Origin of the sequence: Burkholderia sp. BCC1638 (genome assembly GCF_902833195.1) — a bacterium.
GTDB classification, from domain to species: domain Bacteria; phylum Pseudomonadota; class Gammaproteobacteria; order Burkholderiales; family Burkholderiaceae; genus Burkholderia; species Burkholderia diffusa.
The window spans coordinates 1-15,132 of record NZ_CADFEC010000030.1 but is presented as its reverse complement, the minus strand read 5'-3'; the positions used below and the strand labels follow the sequence as shown (position 1 = coordinate 15,132).

At 67.6% G+C, this 15,132-nt stretch carries 13 protein-coding genes; 5 read left to right on the top strand and 8 right to left on the bottom strand.

Annotated elements, in window-relative coordinates; genetic code table 11:
* Positions 1-22 precede the first annotated feature (22 nt).
* From HWX22_RS25920 to HWX22_RS25910, 3 genes are all read right to left on the bottom strand, one after another.
* Positions 23-1,558, bottom strand: coding sequence for an FAD-dependent oxidoreductase (locus HWX22_RS25920; protein ID WP_175908942.1), 1,536 nt, complete (start codon positions 1,556-1,558; stop codon positions 23-25).
* Positions 1,559-1,917: 359 nt separating this feature from the next.
* A complete protein-coding gene (locus HWX22_RS25915; RefSeq protein WP_175908941.1) occupies positions 1,918-2,370 on the bottom strand; it encodes a phosphate-starvation-inducible PsiE family protein in 453 nt (150 codons plus the stop codon).
* On the bottom strand, positions 2,367-2,672 hold the full coding sequence (locus tag HWX22_RS25910; RefSeq protein WP_175916659.1) for a LysR family transcriptional regulator: 306 nt from the start codon (positions 2,670-2,672) through the stop codon (positions 2,367-2,369). Before HWX22_RS25910 ends, HWX22_RS25915 begins: the two co-directional genes overlap by 4 nt.
* Positions 2,673-3,084: 412 nt before the next feature.
* Here HWX22_RS25910 and HWX22_RS25905 point away from each other — a divergent pair, with 412 nt between their 5' ends.
* The 4 genes from HWX22_RS25905 to HWX22_RS25890 all read left to right on the top strand — a co-directional run bounded on the left by HWX22_RS25905 (position 3,085) and on the right by HWX22_RS25890 (position 8,108).
* Positions 3,085-4,158 (top strand): Dyp-type peroxidase, encoded by a 1,074-nt coding sequence (locus HWX22_RS25905; RefSeq protein WP_175908939.1) that lies wholly within the window; start codon positions 3,085-3,087, stop codon positions 4,156-4,158.
* Complete coding sequence (locus HWX22_RS25900) at positions 4,151-4,966, top strand: family 1 encapsulin nanocompartment shell protein (protein WP_175908938.1); 816 nt, start codon at positions 4,151-4,153, stop codon at positions 4,964-4,966. Before HWX22_RS25905 ends, HWX22_RS25900 begins: the two co-directional genes overlap by 8 nt.
* Positions 4,967-5,066: 100 nt before the next feature.
* Positions 5,067-5,336 carry a hypothetical protein gene (locus tag HWX22_RS25895; RefSeq protein WP_059537134.1) on the top strand — a complete coding sequence of 90 codons (270 nt, stop codon included), beginning with the start codon at positions 5,067-5,069 and terminating at the stop codon, positions 5,334-5,336.
* 492 nt (positions 5,337-5,828) lie between these two features.
* The gene (locus tag HWX22_RS25890; protein ID WP_175916658.1) at positions 5,829-8,108 is read left to right on the top strand and encodes an FdhF/YdeP family oxidoreductase; all 2,280 of its coding nucleotides are present in this window, start codon (positions 5,829-5,831) and stop codon (positions 8,106-8,108) included.
* A gap of 145 nt (positions 8,109-8,253) precedes the next feature.
* On the opposite strand, the gene HWX22_RS25885 is transcribed toward HWX22_RS25890, so the two are convergent.
* A complete protein-coding gene (locus HWX22_RS25885) occupies positions 8,254-9,675 on the bottom strand; it encodes a cytosine permease (RefSeq protein WP_059700782.1) in 1,422 nt (473 codons plus the stop codon).
* Positions 9,676-9,999: 324 nt separating this feature from the next.
* Here HWX22_RS25885 and HWX22_RS25880 point away from each other — a divergent pair, with 324 nt between their 5' ends.
* Complete coding sequence (locus HWX22_RS25880; protein WP_175916657.1) at positions 10,000-10,923, top strand: LysR family transcriptional regulator; 924 nt, start codon at positions 10,000-10,002, stop codon at positions 10,921-10,923.
* A 68-nt stretch (positions 10,924-10,991) separates the two neighbouring features.
* Here HWX22_RS25880 and argE read toward each other — a convergent pair whose 3' ends face one another.
* The 4 genes from argE to HWX22_RS25860 all read right to left on the bottom strand — a co-directional run bounded on the left by argE (position 10,992) and on the right by HWX22_RS25860 (position 14,743).
* On the bottom strand, positions 10,992-12,155 hold the full coding sequence (gene argE / locus HWX22_RS25875) for an acetylornithine deacetylase (RefSeq protein WP_175916656.1): 1,164 nt from the start codon (positions 12,153-12,155) through the stop codon (positions 10,992-10,994).
* On the bottom strand, positions 12,148-12,825 hold the full coding sequence (locus HWX22_RS25870; RefSeq protein WP_175916655.1) for a DUF1028 domain-containing protein: 678 nt from the start codon (positions 12,823-12,825) through the stop codon (positions 12,148-12,150). The genes argE and HWX22_RS25870 overlap by 8 nt, the downstream gene beginning before the upstream one ends.
* 8 nt (positions 12,826-12,833) lie before the next feature.
* On the bottom strand, positions 12,834-13,271 hold the full coding sequence (locus tag HWX22_RS25865) for a RidA family protein (RefSeq protein WP_012337533.1): 438 nt from the start codon (positions 13,269-13,271) through the stop codon (positions 12,834-12,836).
* Between the two features lie 125 nt (positions 13,272-13,396).
* The gene (locus tag HWX22_RS25860) at positions 13,397-14,743 is read right to left on the bottom strand and encodes an NAD(P)/FAD-dependent oxidoreductase (protein ID WP_175916654.1); all 1,347 of its coding nucleotides are present in this window, start codon (positions 14,741-14,743) and stop codon (positions 13,397-13,399) included.
* Between the last annotated feature and the right edge of the window lie 389 nt (positions 14,744-15,132).

Below are 15,132 nucleotides of genomic sequence, written 5' to 3'. Positions count from 1 at the left end.
CAACGCACGGTCGCCAGCCCGCTCACGCGTGCGTCGCGCCCTGCTGCTCGAGCGCCGCTTCCGCGCGCAGGCAGTCGAGATCGCGGCCGATCGTCGCGACCGCGAGCCTTGCATTGCCGCGCCAGTACGTCACCGAACCGTCGTGCGCGCGCAGGTCGCCGTCGATCTCGACGCGGTCCCATTGCTCCGCGTGTCCGACATAGCGCACCGTCAGGTCGTAGTGCTGGCTCCAGAAGAACGGCACGGCGTCGAACGGTTGCTGCCGGCCGAGCATGTTGCGCGCCGCGGCGATCCCCTGCCGCTCCGCGACGACCCAGTGCTCGACGCGAATGCGTTCACCCGTCAGCAGATCCGGCCAGCGCGCGATGTCGCCGGCCGCGTAGATGTCCGGCGCGCTCGTCTTCAGGAAACGGTCGACCGTCACGCCGCGATCGACGGCCAGCCCCGCGTCCTGCGCAAGCGCGACGTTCGGATGCACGCCGATGCCGACCAGCACGACATCCGCCGGCAGCACGTCGCCGTTCGACAGCGTGACGCGATCCGGCGCGATCTGCGCGGGCGTCACGCCGAGATGGAAAGCCACGCCGTGCGACTCGTGCAGCGCGCGGATCGTATCGCCGAGCGCGTCGCCGAGCACGCGCGCCATCGGCCGCGCGTCGGGCGCGACCACATCTACGTCGAGCCCGCGCGTGCGCAGCGCGGCGGCCGCTTCGAGGCCGATGAAGCTCGCGCCGACCACGACGCAGCGCCGCGCGGTCTTCAGCTTGCCGATCAGCGCATCGCAATCGGCACGCGAACGCAGCACGCACACGTGTGGAAGATCGGCGCCCGGTACGGTCAGGCGGTTCGGCTCGGCACCAGTGGCGAGCAGCAGCGCGCCGTAGCCGACGCGGCTGCCGTCCGCGAGCTCGACCGCGTGTTGCGCGGGGTCGATCCGCGCGACGCGCGTGCCGCAGCGCACGTCGATGCGCTGGTCGGTATAGAACGACGCGCCGCGCAGCGGCAGCCAGTCGGCTTCGGCCGTGCCGGCCAGATAGTCCTTCGACAGGTTCGGTCGATCGTACGGCGGCTCGCTGTCCGCGCTCAGCAGCGTGATCGCGTGCGGGTAGCCTTCCTGCCGCAGCGTCACGGCCGCCGAGATCGCGGCCGCGCCACCGCCGACGATCACCACCGATTCGGGCAATCCGGGGGCATTCGACACGGGCGGCGACGCGGCAGGCTGCGCGCCGAGCACGACCGCGCGGCCGTCTCGACGTTCGACGCGCCAGCACGTCAGGCCGTCGAGCGCCGGCGCACGCAGCCGTTCGCCGGTGCGCAAGCAGAACGCCGCGTGATGCCACGGGCAGCGAATCGTGTCGCCGACCAGCAGCCCGTCGGCCAGCGGTGCGCCGTAGTGAGGGCATTGCGCGCCCACGGCAAACAGGGCGTCGGCGCGGCGCACCAGCAGCACCGTGTCGTCGCCGACCTGGCCCTCGATCATCGCGCCGTCGGCGATGTCATCGAGCGAAATGCCCTGCGCAAGATCGGGGCGTGAAGACGATGCGTCGCTTCCGGACATGGCGCGGCTCCCGGCTGAGGTAACGATCCCATTATCGGCGTCCTTCCTGAAAAGAGCCGGGATGAACGACCCCGCGGCGCACGCAAACGCGAACCATGGCTCGTACGCGATCCGCAACCGGCGCGGAACGTCATCGACGTTGCGGCGCAACACGCTGGATACGCGTGCGCGGGTGTCAGGTATGCGAAGCAATCCGCATGCCGTGCACGGCGTGCGGCCTGGCGGGCCGCTCTTGAACGGCCAATCCGTGCCGGACACGGCGAGCTTGCCGGTTGCCCCCATTTCAACGATGACGCCGCTATCGATGTGGAATCCTTCGTTCTTCGCCGACAGCGCCGGCGAGACCCGCGCGGGCGGCGTTACCGACGCGGGTGCGCATCTTCCTCGACATCGTCGACTTCCGCCGGAAAACGATGCTGACCGAAACTGAGGATCAGTACGCCCACCGCGAGCAGCACGATCCCGAACGTGGTCATCAGCATTCGCTCGGGGCTGTCGGTGGCGCCGCGCAGGATCAGGTCGCGCGCAAGCGACGTCATCGCGATGAACAGCGGAAAGCGCACCGGCAGCCGGCCGAGCCGCAGGTAGCGCACGTCCATCGCGAGCACTTCGAGATACAGAAACATCAGCAGCAGGTCGGTCAGCGACACCTCGCCCGCGAGCACGACCTTCCACGCTTCCTGCGACATCGCGAACGCGGTCGCGAGACCGATCACGATCAGCCCGGCCAGCTCGGCCGCATGGAGGAAGTGTCCGAAGCGGCGGCGGATGCGCTCGGCGGCCGTATCGGCAGAAACAGTGGACGTATTCAAAACGACGGCCCGTGCAATGGCTTGGATGCCGCGGTCGATACTCCATCGCCACGGCGGATGGTTTCGCGAGGATGAACGGTTGCGCACGCATCTATCCGGGCGGTAGCACTCATGGAACGCGACGCCGGCATCTCGTCGCCCATGCGGTCCGGCAACAACCGGCAGCCGGGATACCGTTCGAGGCAATCGAGCCGCGCGTTCACCTGCGCGTTGCCCAGCATCAGGCTGGACGCCGCGCCGGACACCCCGCCATGCTCGATCACTGCACCGAAAATACGCGTCTCTCCCAGAAGGTTCATCATGATGGTTCTCGTCGGCGGGCGGAGCGAATCCAATCTACTGCACGCGCCACGCCCGCTCAAGAGCACAGCGCCGCGCGCTTCAGGAGTACAGCTGCACGCCCGCTGCGCGAAATCGGACCCCGATCAATCCATTCGAATGACAGTTCGCCGATACGTGTTCCAAAGACCCGCCGAAGCTGCTAGATTGCATGCTCGACGCCGTCACGCGGTGCGGCGAGGTCACGCGCCGGGCGAATGCGCGGCCACCCCTGCCACCGCTTGCGCCCGGGCGGCAGGCCGCCGCCGTGGCCCGTTGCGCGACGCATGCGCAACGAACGTCCTTCATCCGCATGTCACAAAGAGAACAGTCGCATGACACAGTCCAACCGTTCGTCTTCGCGCGCCGCGGCATTCGCGGCCCGTCCGTCCCGACATGACTGACCGGCAGGCCGCGATGCAAACCCTTCCCCCGCTCTCCCAGGCCGTTCACAGTCCGATCACGCGCAGCGCGATCTTCCTCGTCGCAACCGTCAACTCGGGCGCCGACCGCGCCGACACGATCCGCGCGTGGTGCGGCGATATCGCCGCGCTCGTGCGCTCGGTCGGCAAGCGCGTGCCGGGCGGCAACCTGTCCTGCGTGTGCGGCTTCGGCGCCGACGCATGGGATGCGCTGTTCGGCAATCCGCGCCCCGCGTCGCTGCATCCGTTCCGTGAATTCGGCGCCGGCCAGCGTGTCGCGGTCGCGACGCCGGGCGACATCCTGCTGCACATCCGCGCCGAGGCGATGGATCTGTGCTTCGAACTCGCCACCCAACTGCTCGGCGCGCTCGGCGACGCGGTCACGGTCGTCGACGAGGTGCACGGCTTCCGCAACTTCGACCAGCGCGCGATGATCGGTTTCGTCGACGGCACCGAGAACCCGGAAGGCCGCGAGGCGGTCGACTTCACGGTGATCGGCGACGAGGATTCGGCATTCGCGGGCGGCAGCTACGTGATCGTGCAGAAGTACCTGCACGACATGGCCGGCTGGAACGCGCTCGCGGTCGAGACGCAGGAGCGCATCATCGGGCGCACCAAGCTGTCCGACATCGAGCTCGCGCCGGACGTGAAACCGTCGTGCTCGCACAGCTCGCTGACCACGCTCGACGAAGACGGCAAGGAAGTGAAGATCCTGCGCGACAACATGCCGTTCGGGCGCCCCGGCTACGGCGAATTCGGCACCTATTTCATCGGCTACGCGCGCTCGCCGGCGCCGATCGAACAGATGCTCGAGAACATGTTCGTCGGCCGCCCGCCCGGCAACTACGACCGGCTGCTCGACTACAGCCGCGCGGTCACCGGCTCGCTGTTCTTCGTGCCGTCGGCCGACCTGCTCGAAGCGCTCGCCGATCGCGCCGCACCGGCCGCGGACGCCATCGCCTCGCAGCCGGCACCCACCTCGCCCGAGTCGCGCCGTGACGGCTCGCTGAACATCGGATCGCTGAAAGGAGCCAAAGCCCATGAATAACCTGCACCGCGAACTCGCGCCCGTTTCCTCCGCCGCCTGGGAACAGATCGAGGAGGAAGTGGCGCGAACCTTCAAGCGCTCGGTGGCCGGGCGCCGCGTGGTCGACGTCGAGGGCCCGGCCGGCCCCGCGCTGTCGGCCGTCGGCACCGGGCATCTGCGCGAGGTCGCCGCGCCGCGCGAGCAGGTGAGCGCACGGTTGCGCGAAGTGCGTACGATCGTCGAGCTCACGGTGCCGTTCGAATTGAGTCGCGATGCGATCGACAGCGTCGAGCGCGGCGCGCGCGACGCCGACTGGCAGCCGGCGAAGGACGCCGCGCAACGGCTCGCATTCGCGGAAGACGGCGCAATCTTCGACGGCTACCTGGCCGCGGACATCGTCGGCATCCGCGAAGGCACGTCGAACCGCAAGCTCACGCTGCCGGCCGACGTCGGCGCGTACCCGGACGCGATCAGCGACGCGCTGGAAGCACTGCGGCTCGCCGGCGTCGACGGCCCGTACTCGGTCGTGCTCGGTTCGGATGCCTACACGGCGCTGAGCGAAGCGCGCGACCAGGGCTACCCGGTCCTCGGCCACATCAAGCGCATCGTCAGCGGCGAGATCATCTGGGCGCCGGCGATCAGCGGCGGCTGCGTGCTGTCCACCCGCGGCGGCGACTATGAACTTCACCTCGGCGAAGACGTGTCGATCGGCTACACGAGTCACACCGACAAGGTCGTTCGCCTGTACCTGCGCGAAACGTTCACGTTCCTGATGCTGACGAGCGAGGCATCGGTGGCCGTGGCGCCGCAGGCCACCGCGGCGACCTGACGTCCCGCCCGCGCGCGATGCCTGCCGGGCATCGCGTGCACCGGCCGCGTTGCCGGCCGCACGTTCGTCGTCGCCGAACCATCCTGAATGGAGGCGTGAAATGAGCGAATCGAATGACGCATTACAGGCGCTGCAAGCGTCGGTCGACAGCCTGAAGCAGGCCGTCGACGCGAACGCGAGCCGCCACGCCGGCGACACCGCCGTGCTCTTCACCGTGGTAGCGCTAATGCTGGCCGAGCTGCCGCCCGACACCCGCAACCTGATCGAGGATTCATTCTCCGTCTGGGCCAATGATCTGCAGGATGCAGCCCTGTCATCCGCCGTGAAGCAGATCGCACGACAGCGACTTGCGATGACGCTCTCCGACTGATGCCGCTTCGCCGCGATGCGCGCCCACGCGCGCGCATTGCACGCCGCCAACTTTTCGTATCCCGCACGCCGCACCCGCATGCGCGCTCGTCTGTACTCCTTGCGTCTCCCCAGCACATGCATGTGAGGGTGCAATTCACGGCCGGGCCGATGCGGAACTGTGTCTTGTAGGCCCCGGCCCGATTCGCTATTTTGAACGCAGTCGAAGTAATGCGGCGGGCTCCGCGAAGCGCCGGCGTTGCTGGCGTCGAACGCGACCGGTCGCCGTACCGGTGCGTGCTGCGCGAGGGCACGGCCTCGGCATGCGCGCAACCGGTCGCGAAGGCATTCGGCAAGACGTCGTCCGGTGCGAGGATGGACGCGCACTGAAACCCGACGGGCCCGGATGCACGGGCCCGCATGACCGGCTCCGTCCGCGGGCCGGAACCGCCCCACGCCGCGACGCGGCGCAACCCGAGCCACCCCGCAGCGGGTCCGGCTCATGGAGATTCACATGACAAATCGACGCGAAGTGCCAGGCATCAGGAAGTACGATGGGCCCGCCGGCGGTTGGGGCGCGCTTCGCGCGACAGCCGAGGCCGTGCGCACGCAAATGGAAACCATCGAGGCGCCGATCGTGCTGATGCGGACGAATCAGCCCGACGGTTTCGACTGCCCCGGCTGCGCTTGGCCCGACAAGGAACACAAGTCGACGTTCCAGTTCTGCGAGAACGGCGCGAAGGCCGTCACGTGGGAAGCGACGACCAAGCGCGTGACGCCCGAGTTCTTCGCGGCGAACACGGTGTCGTCGCTGCTGCGGCTGTCCGACTACGAGCTGGAGAACATGGGCCGGCTCACGCATCCGCTCGTCTACGATCGCGCGACCGACACGTTCCGCGCAGTCGAATGGGACGACGCATTCGCGCGCATCGGCGAGGTGCTGCGCGCGCTGCCGCCCGAGCAGGTCGAGTTCTATACGTCGGGCCGCGCGTCGAACGAAGCCGCATACCTGTATCAGCTCTTCGCGCGCGAGCTCGGCACCAACAATTTCCCCGACTGCTCGAACATGTGCCACGAGCCGACCAGCGTCGGCCTGCCGCAGTCGATCGGAATCGGCAAGGGCACGGTGTCGCTGGAGGATTTCGACCACTGCGAACTGATCATCTCCATCGGCCACAACCCCGGCACGAACCACCCGCGAATGATGGGCACGCTGCACGAGTGCTCGCGCCGCAACGTGCCGATCATCGTGTTCAACCCGCTGCGCGAGCGCGCGCTCGAACGCTTCGCGGATCCGCAGGACATGATCGAGATGGCGTCGTTCGGCTCGACACGTATCGCTTCGACGTACTATCAGGTCGACGCGGGCGGCGACGCCGCCGCGCTGAAAGGCATCATGAAGGCGCTGCTGCGGCTCGAGGCCGAGCGCGGCGACGTGCTCGACCGTGACTTCATCGCGCAGCACACCGACGGCTTCGACGCGTTCTCCGCCGACCTCCAGGCGACGTCGTGGAACGACATCGAGCGCGCGAGCGGCCTGAGCCAGGCGCAGCTCGAACAGGTCGCGCTCGCCTACGCGAAGTCGAACGCGACGATCGTCACGTATGGGATGGGCGTCACGCAGCACAACAAGGGCACCGCGACCGTGCGCCTGATCGCCGACCTGCTGCTGATGTGCGGCAACTTCGGCAAGCCCGGTGCAGGCATATGCCCGCTGCGCGGCCACTCCAACGTGCAGGGCAACCGCACCGTCGGCATCACCGAGAAGCCGTCGGCCGAATTCCTGCAGAAGATCGAGGACGTGTGCGGCTTCAAGCCGCCCGTGCATCACGGGCACGACGCGGTGCAGGCGATGCAGGCCATGATCGACGGCCAGGCCAAGGCGCTGCTGTGCCTCGGCGGCAACTTCGCGGTCGCGCTGCCCGATCCCGAGCTGTCGTTCCCCGCGATGGCGAAGCTCGATCTGAGCGTGCATCTCGGCACGAAGCTGAACCGCTCGCATCTGCTGGTGGCAAAGGAAACCTACGTCCTGCCCGTGCTCGGCCGCACCGAGCTCGACATGCAGGCGAGCGGCCGGCAGTCGATCACCGTCGAGGATTCGATGTCGATGGTCCATGCATCGGCCGGCAAGCTCAAGCCGGCGTCCGACCAGTTGCGCTCGGAGCCCGCGATCGTCGCCGGAATCGCGCATGCGACGCTGCCGAACAGCAAGGTCGCATGGCTCGACCTGATCGCCGACTACGACCGCATCCGCGACCTGATCGATCGCACGGTGCCCGGCTTCGAGTCGTTCAACGAACGGATCCGCAGGCCGGGCGGCTTCCGCCTGCCGCTGCCGCCCACCGAGCGCGTGTGGCCCACGCCGACCGGCAAGGCGACTTTCTCGGTCTACAAGGGCGTGAAGGAAGACGCCGACGTGCTCGGCGCAGAGCAGGTGCTGCGGCTGATCACGCTGCGCAGCCACGATCAGTACAACACGACGATCTACGGGCTCGACGACCGCTATCGCGGCGTGTTCGGGCGGCGCGACGTGCTGTTCATGAACGCGGCCGATCTCGCGAAGTACGGGCTCGAACATGGCGACCTCGTCGACGTCGAGACGATCACCGCATCCGGCCGCACGCTGCGTCTCGAGAAGATCACCGCGATCGAATACGACATCGCGCCGGGGTCGGTCGGCGCGTATTACCCGGAAGCGAACGTGCTCGTGCCGCTCGACTACATCGACAAGGAAAGCGGCACGCCGTCGTACAAGTCGGTGCCGGTGCGGGTCGCGCGTTCCGCGGGCGTGTGATTCGCGGAGCGGGCGAGTTTGCAATGTCCGGTACGACATGCCGCGCGCCTGAACCTGCTCGCCGCCCCTCTTCCCCGTCTCCCGGCCGCCGCGTCGCATCCGATGCGGCGGCCGCTTCCTTTCGTCACGTCGAGAGACGATCCGCTTATCGCGCCGCCGACGACGGCAGCTGCGCGCCCGTCTGCCGGCGCCGGTACGCGCTGTCGCGCGTCGCGAGCCAGTAGTACAGCGGCGACGTCAGCGCCAGCCCGACGAGCCACGACAGGTCTGCGCCGCCGAGATGCGCGGGAATCGGGCCCGCATACATCGGCGTGTTCATGAACGGAATCTGCACGGCGATCCCGATCGCATACGCGAGCAGCGCCTGCGGATTGAAGCGGCCGTACACGCCGCCGTCCGCCATGAAGATCGACTGAATGTCGTACTTGCCCTTGTGGATCACGTAGAAGTCGATCAGGTTGATCGCCGTCCACGGCACCAGCACGACGAGCAGCGCGAGCACGAGATCGACGAGATTGCCGACGAAGTTCGTCGACGCGCCGATCGCCGCGTAGCAGCATGCGATGAAGATCACCACCGACACCACCGCGCGCGTCTTCGCGGTCGGAATCCACTTGTACGCGAAGGTCTGCACCGACGTGATGACGGCGAGCACCGCGCCGTACAGGTTCAGCGCGTTGTGGCTGATCACGCTCAGCAGGAACAGCACCAGCATCAGCGGGCCGAGCGGGCCGGTCGCCTGCTTGACCGCATCCATCGTGTCCGCGCCGGCCGGCACCGCGAGCACCGCGACCGCGCCGAAGATGAACGCGAGCGTCGAGCCGATCGTGCAGCCGAGATAGGTCGCCCAGAACGTCGACGCGACGCCGACGTCCTCCGGCAGGTAACGCGAATAGTCAGATACGTACGGCGCGAACGCGATCTGCCACAACGCGGACAGCGACACCGTCGCCAGCCACCCGGCGAAATCGAAGCCGCCGCGCGTGAGGAAATCGGCGGTGCTCACGTGCGACAGGATCATCCAGAAGCCGACCACGATGCCGATGCCGAGCACCCACGTGCCGATCCGGTTCAGGATATGGATGAACCGGTAACCGACGATTCCGATCAGCCCGGATCCCACCGCGCCGATCACGATGCCGACGGGCACCGGCACCGACGACGCGATGCCGTGCACCGACTTGCCGGCCAGCACGATGTTCGATGCGAAGAAGCCGACGTACATCACCGCCGCGATCACCGTGACCAGCAGCGCGCCCCACGAGCCGAACTGCGCGCGGCTCTGGATCATCTGCGGGATGCCCATCTGCGGCCCCTGCGCAGAATGCAGCGCCATCAGCACGCCGCCGACCGCCTGGCCGACGACGATCGCGACGATCGCCCACATCAGGTTCAGGTGAAAGAGCTGCACGCCGAGCGCGCCGGTCACGATCGGCAGCGGCGCGATGTTGCCGCCGAACCAGAGCGTGAACAGGTCGCGCACCTTGCCGTGGCGTTCTGCGGGCGGCACGTAGCCGATCGTGTGTTTCTCTATCATGGGGGACGCGTTGCGGTCCGCGGTCGTCATGGCGAAGTCTCCTGTCCTGCGCGGCGATGCGCGCGTGCCGTGTCAGCCGGCGCGCGCCGAAGCGTGCGCCTGCAATCGGGTCCGGATATGCTGGCGGCGGTTCGCCGCGCGCATGCGCGCTTTTGTCGCGATCCGGATTGGAGACGACGGTGCGCCACGCATGCGGCGCCCGGAAAATACTAAAAATATTTCCGAGACATACGAAAAAGCTCTGCAGCGGAAACGTCGGCGCCGATTTTCTTCAGGTAAGGTGCTACCCGAAACGATGGACCGATTACGCGCTCCGGCGACGCATGTGCGCGGTGCCGAGCATCAGAGGTGCCTGTGGCTCACTACACTTTGCGGCAACTGAAATATTTCGTGACGGCGGTGGAATCCGGCAGCGTCGCCGAGGCGTCGCGCCAGCTCTTCATCGCGCAGCCGTCGATCTCCAGCGCGATCAAGGGGCTCGAGGAAAGCTTCGGCGTGAAGCTGTTTATCCGCCATCACGCGCAGGGCGTGTCGCTGACGCCATCCGGCACGCGTTTCTACCGGAAGGCGCAGGAACTGCTGCGCATCGCGCACGAATTCGAACAGAACGCGCTCGCCGACAACGACGTGATCACCGGGCAGATCGACATCGGCTGCTTCGAGACCGTCGCGCCGCTCTATCTGCCGCAACTGATCGCGGGTTTTCGGGAGCGCTATCCGGGCGTCAACATCCGGCTGCGCGACGGCGACCAGCAGGAGCTCGTGCAGGGCCTGACGGCCGGCACCTTCGATCTCGCGTTCCTTTACGACCACGATCTCGACGGTACGATCGAAACCGAGCCGCTGATGCCGCCGCAGCAGCCATACGTGCTGCTGCCGGAAAACCACCGGTTCGCGGGCCAGTCGCACGTGTCGCTGCACGACCTCAGCGTCGAGCCGATGATTCTCCTCGACGTGCTGCCGAGCCGCACATACTTCGTCAGCCTGTTTCGCGAGCTCGGGCTCACGCCGAACATCGTGTTCGCTTCGCCGTCGATCGAAATGGTGCGCGGCATGGTCGGCCAGGGATTCGGCTTCTCGCTGCTCGTCACGCGGCCGCACTCCGAATACACGTACGATGGCCGGCGCGTCGTGACGATCGCCCTCAGCGAAACGGTGAGTCCGTCGGGACTCGTGAGCGCGCGGCTGAAGCGCGGTCAGCTGACGAAGCAGGCGCAGTCGTTCGTCGAGTTCTGCCGCGAGCGGCTGGCGCAGATCGTCGCGGAATCGGCGCGATAGCAACAAAGAAACCGCACGCGCCGCGGAGCGGCAGCGTGCGAGATGCGGCATGCGGCTCCGCGGCCTGATCAGTCATCCGAAGCGAGATACGCCGCGAGACGGCCCAGCATCGCGTCGCATCCGTGCAGCTGCTCGACCGCGACGAACTCGTCGGGCTTGTGTCCCTGGTCCATGCTGCCCGGCCCGCACACCACGGTCTGAATGCCGGCCTGCCCGAACAGCCCGCCCTCTGTGCCGAACGCGACCGTGCCGAACGTGTCGGAGCCGCTCAGCATCGCGAGCAGCCGCGCGGCTTCGCTGTCCGGCGACGTCGCGAGCCCCGGATACGCACCGAGCGGTTGCAGCCGGATATCGGTATCGGGTTGCACCGCGCGCATCTTCGGCAACAGTTCGGATTCCGCATAATCCTGCAGCTTTCTCGGCACGTCATATGCGTCGAACGCCGGCAGCGCCCGCACCTCGAAGTCGAATTCGCATTCGGCCGGCACGATGTTCAGCGCACGGCCGCCCTTGATCAGCCCGGCCTGCACGGTCGAGAACGGCGGATCGAAGCGGCTGTCGTGATGCTCGGGCCGCGCGAGCGCCGCGCCGATCTCGCCGAGCCGGCCGATCAGCTTCGCCGCGTAATCGATCGCGTTGACGCCGAGCGGCGCGTATGCCGAGTGACACGCGGCGCCCTTCACGTGGCAGCGCATCGCGAGCTTGCCCTTGTGACCGATCACCGGCTTCAGTTCGGTCGGCTCACCGATCAGGCACAGACGCGGCCGGTGCTCGCGCGCGGCCAGCGCATCGAGCATCGGCCGCACACCGAGACAGCCGACTTCCTCGTCATACGAAAACGCGAGATGCACCGGCAGGCGCAGCGGCCGCGCGACGAACGCCGGCACGGCCGCGAGCACCGACGCGATGAAGCCCTTCATGTCGGCCGTGCCGCGCCCGTACAGCCGGCCGTCGCGCTCGGTCAGCCGGAACGGCTCGACCGTCCACGCCTGGCCGTCGACCGGCACCACGTCGGTATGGCCCGACAGCGCGATGCCGCCGCGATCGCGCGGCCCGATTGTCGCGTACAGGCTCGCCTTCGTGCGTTCCGCGTTGTAGAACAGCTCGCTCGAGACGCCGAGGCCGTCGAGGTAATTGCCGATGAATTCGATCATCGCGAGATTCGAATCGCGGCTGACCGTCGCGAAGCCGATCAACCGTTCGAGCAATGCGCGGCTCGACGTGTCACTCATCACCCGGCACTCCGTAGCTCGGCGCGGCAGTCGGGTTCAGCGCGCGTGTCTGGTAATCCTGCATCTGCGGGCGATACGCGCGCCACAGCGCATCGAGCTGCCCGATCGGATCGGCATCGGCCCAGTCGACGCGCAGATCGACGATCGGCCAGGTCACATCGCCGGCCACCTTCAGCGCGGCCGAATGCACCGGCCCTGCCTCGCCGCCCGCCGCGATCGCCGCATGCATCGCGGCCAGCAGGCGGTCGGCCAGCAGCCCGGGCGCCTGCTCGAACGCGCGCGCCATCGCGTCGATCACGGCCTGCGCGGCCAGCAGGTTGCCGGCCGCCACGCATTGCTCGCCCTGCACCGCATGGTGCGTGCCGAGCGCTTCCTTCCCGGTGAAGCACGCGGTCTGTCCCTGCCCGTCGATCACCGTGACCTGCCGGTACTGGCTCCAGCCGTTCGCGCTGACCGCGCGGTCGAGCGCGGCAGCCGGTGCGAGCTGCTGGTGCTCGATCAGATCGAGGATTTGCGGGCCAAGCGCCGGCAGCGTGACGTTCTGTGTCGCGACCGCGCCGACGCCCGCGCGCACCCACGGACAACGCGCGCCGACCGCAATGCTCGACGAGCTGATCGCGATCCCGAGCTGGCCCGTTTCCGGGCAGCGCCCGACGATGGAGAAAGTCATGTCGCCTCCTATGCGCGGTTCGGCTGCCAGTTGTCCGGGATCACCGCGATCACGTCGATCTCCATCAGCCACTGCGGCTGGCCGAGCGCCGAAACGACGAGCCCCGTCGAAATCGGGTAGACGCCTTTCAGCCACTTGCCGACTTCCTGATACACGGGCTCGCGATAGCGCGGGTCGATCAGGTAGGTCGTCGTCTTCACGATGTGCGTGATGTCGCTGCCGGCTTCCTCGAGCAACTGCTTCACGTTCTTCATCGCCTGCTCGGCCTGCGCGCGCGGATCGCCGAGGCCGATCAGGTTGCCGTCGAAATCGGTGCCGACCTGGCCGCGCACGTAGACGGTGTTGCCGGCGCGCACGGCCTGGCACAGGTCGTTGTCGAGCGTCTGGTTCGGGTAGGTATCCTTCGTATTGAACATGCGGATACGGGTGTGGGTAGGCTGGCTCATCGAGGTCCTTCGATTGACGGTGGGTTCACCCGCCGCGCCGGGCGCGGTCGCGGCGGGGTTCCGGTTGTAGCGGGGTCGCCGCGTCCGGGCGCCTTGCCGGGCGCGGCACGTGGCGCGAGCGCGTATCAGCCGATCGCGTCGACCAGCGGGCGCGCATCGGCCTGCCCCGCGTGCGACGTGTCGTCGTGCCCGGTGCGCGTTTGCGCGCGGCGTTGCGACGCGTCGTGATAGTCGAGGTACTTGCGCTGCGTGACGATGTGGTCGGCGATGTGTTTCGCGTCGTGCCACACGCCCCAGATGAAGCTGGAGCCGCGCCGCGACAGCCACGGCAGACCAAGAAAATAGATGCCCGGCTCCTTCGACACGCCGCGCTGATGCTGCGGCTTGCCGTTCGCGGCGAACGCGTCGACGTTCAGCCAGCCGTAGTCGACCGCGTAGCCTGTCGCCCAGACGATCGACGTGACGCCGGCGCCGGCCAGGTCGAGCGCGAGGATCGGCTGCGTGACGCAATCCGGATTCGGCAGGATGCGGCGGGCTTCAGGTTCTTCGGGCAGGTCGAGGCCGTTGCGCGCCGCGTACGCGTCGGCCGCATCGAGCAGCGCCAGGTAGTTCTCGTCGCCGCGGGCGAGATTGGTCGCGAGATCGCGCTCGAACACCGCGACGCCGCCGTCGAACGCCTTCGTCAGCCCCACGAGCGTCACGCCCTGGTGCGCGAGGGCGCGGAAATCGACCGTGTGGCCTCCGCGCGCGCCGCTCACCGCGATCGTCACGTGTTCGCGTCCGGGCGTCGCGACTTCCTTGTCCCATTCGCCGAGCACGCCGAGCCACCAGCAGAAGTCACGGCCGCGATACGCGCGCGGCGGGCGGTCATGCGGGCCGACCGACAGATAGACCTGCCGGCCCGCGCGCTGCAGCTCGTCGGCGATCTGCACGCCCGACGAACCCGCGCCGACCACCAGCACCGCGCCATCGGGCAATTGCGCCGGGTTGCGATAATCGGCCGAGTGGATTTGCATGAGGCCGCCATCGTCCGGCGCGATCGGCGGGATGACCGGGCGCTGGAACGGGCCCGTCGCGACGACCACGCGGTTCGCCTCGATCGTGCCGTCCGAGGTGTCGACGATGAAACCCGGCTTGCCCGTGTTGCGCACGACGTTCTTCACTTCGACGCCGGTGCGGATCGGCGCATTGAACTTGCGCGCATAGGCTTCGAAATAATCGGCGACCTGGTCCTTCGATGCGAACGCATCGGGATCGAGGCCGTCGAATTCGAGCCCCGGAAAACGGTCGTGCCACGCGGGGCCGTTCGCGACCAGCGAATCCCAGCGGCCGGTGCGCCAGCGCTCGGCGATGCGGTCGCGCTCCAGCACGAGATGCGGCACGCCGAGCTTGTCCAGGTGCTCGCTCATGGCCACGCCGGCCTGGCCGGCTCCGACGACCAGCGTATCGATTGAGGTTGTTTCCACTGCCACGGCTGTCTCCTTGAAGTGCGGCTCGCTGCGACGCTCGTGTCGTTGCGCGAGTGGGAATGGAGACATTCTGCTGACAGGCCCGCGTGGGCGAAATGATGTTTTTTGTGGTTGTTGACGAGAAAAAAGCTGTCCCAACGCAGCCCCGGACTGAACGCCAATGCGTCGATCGCGGTCATGCCGGGTGCCATGACGAGCGACATCACCGCAAATTCGAGGGCGACCCGAACAGAAGCCCGAACCAGTATGCGTGCCGTGCCGCTTCGAAGTACTTTCCAAAACCAAAAGGAGCCTGGCGGGAGCGGAGTACTTGGAGCTGGATGGTCGTTAAAGGAAGCTGCATTTTAGGGTACGGGGAGTCTCGGTTGCGAAGGGGAAGCCGTGAAGGGCGT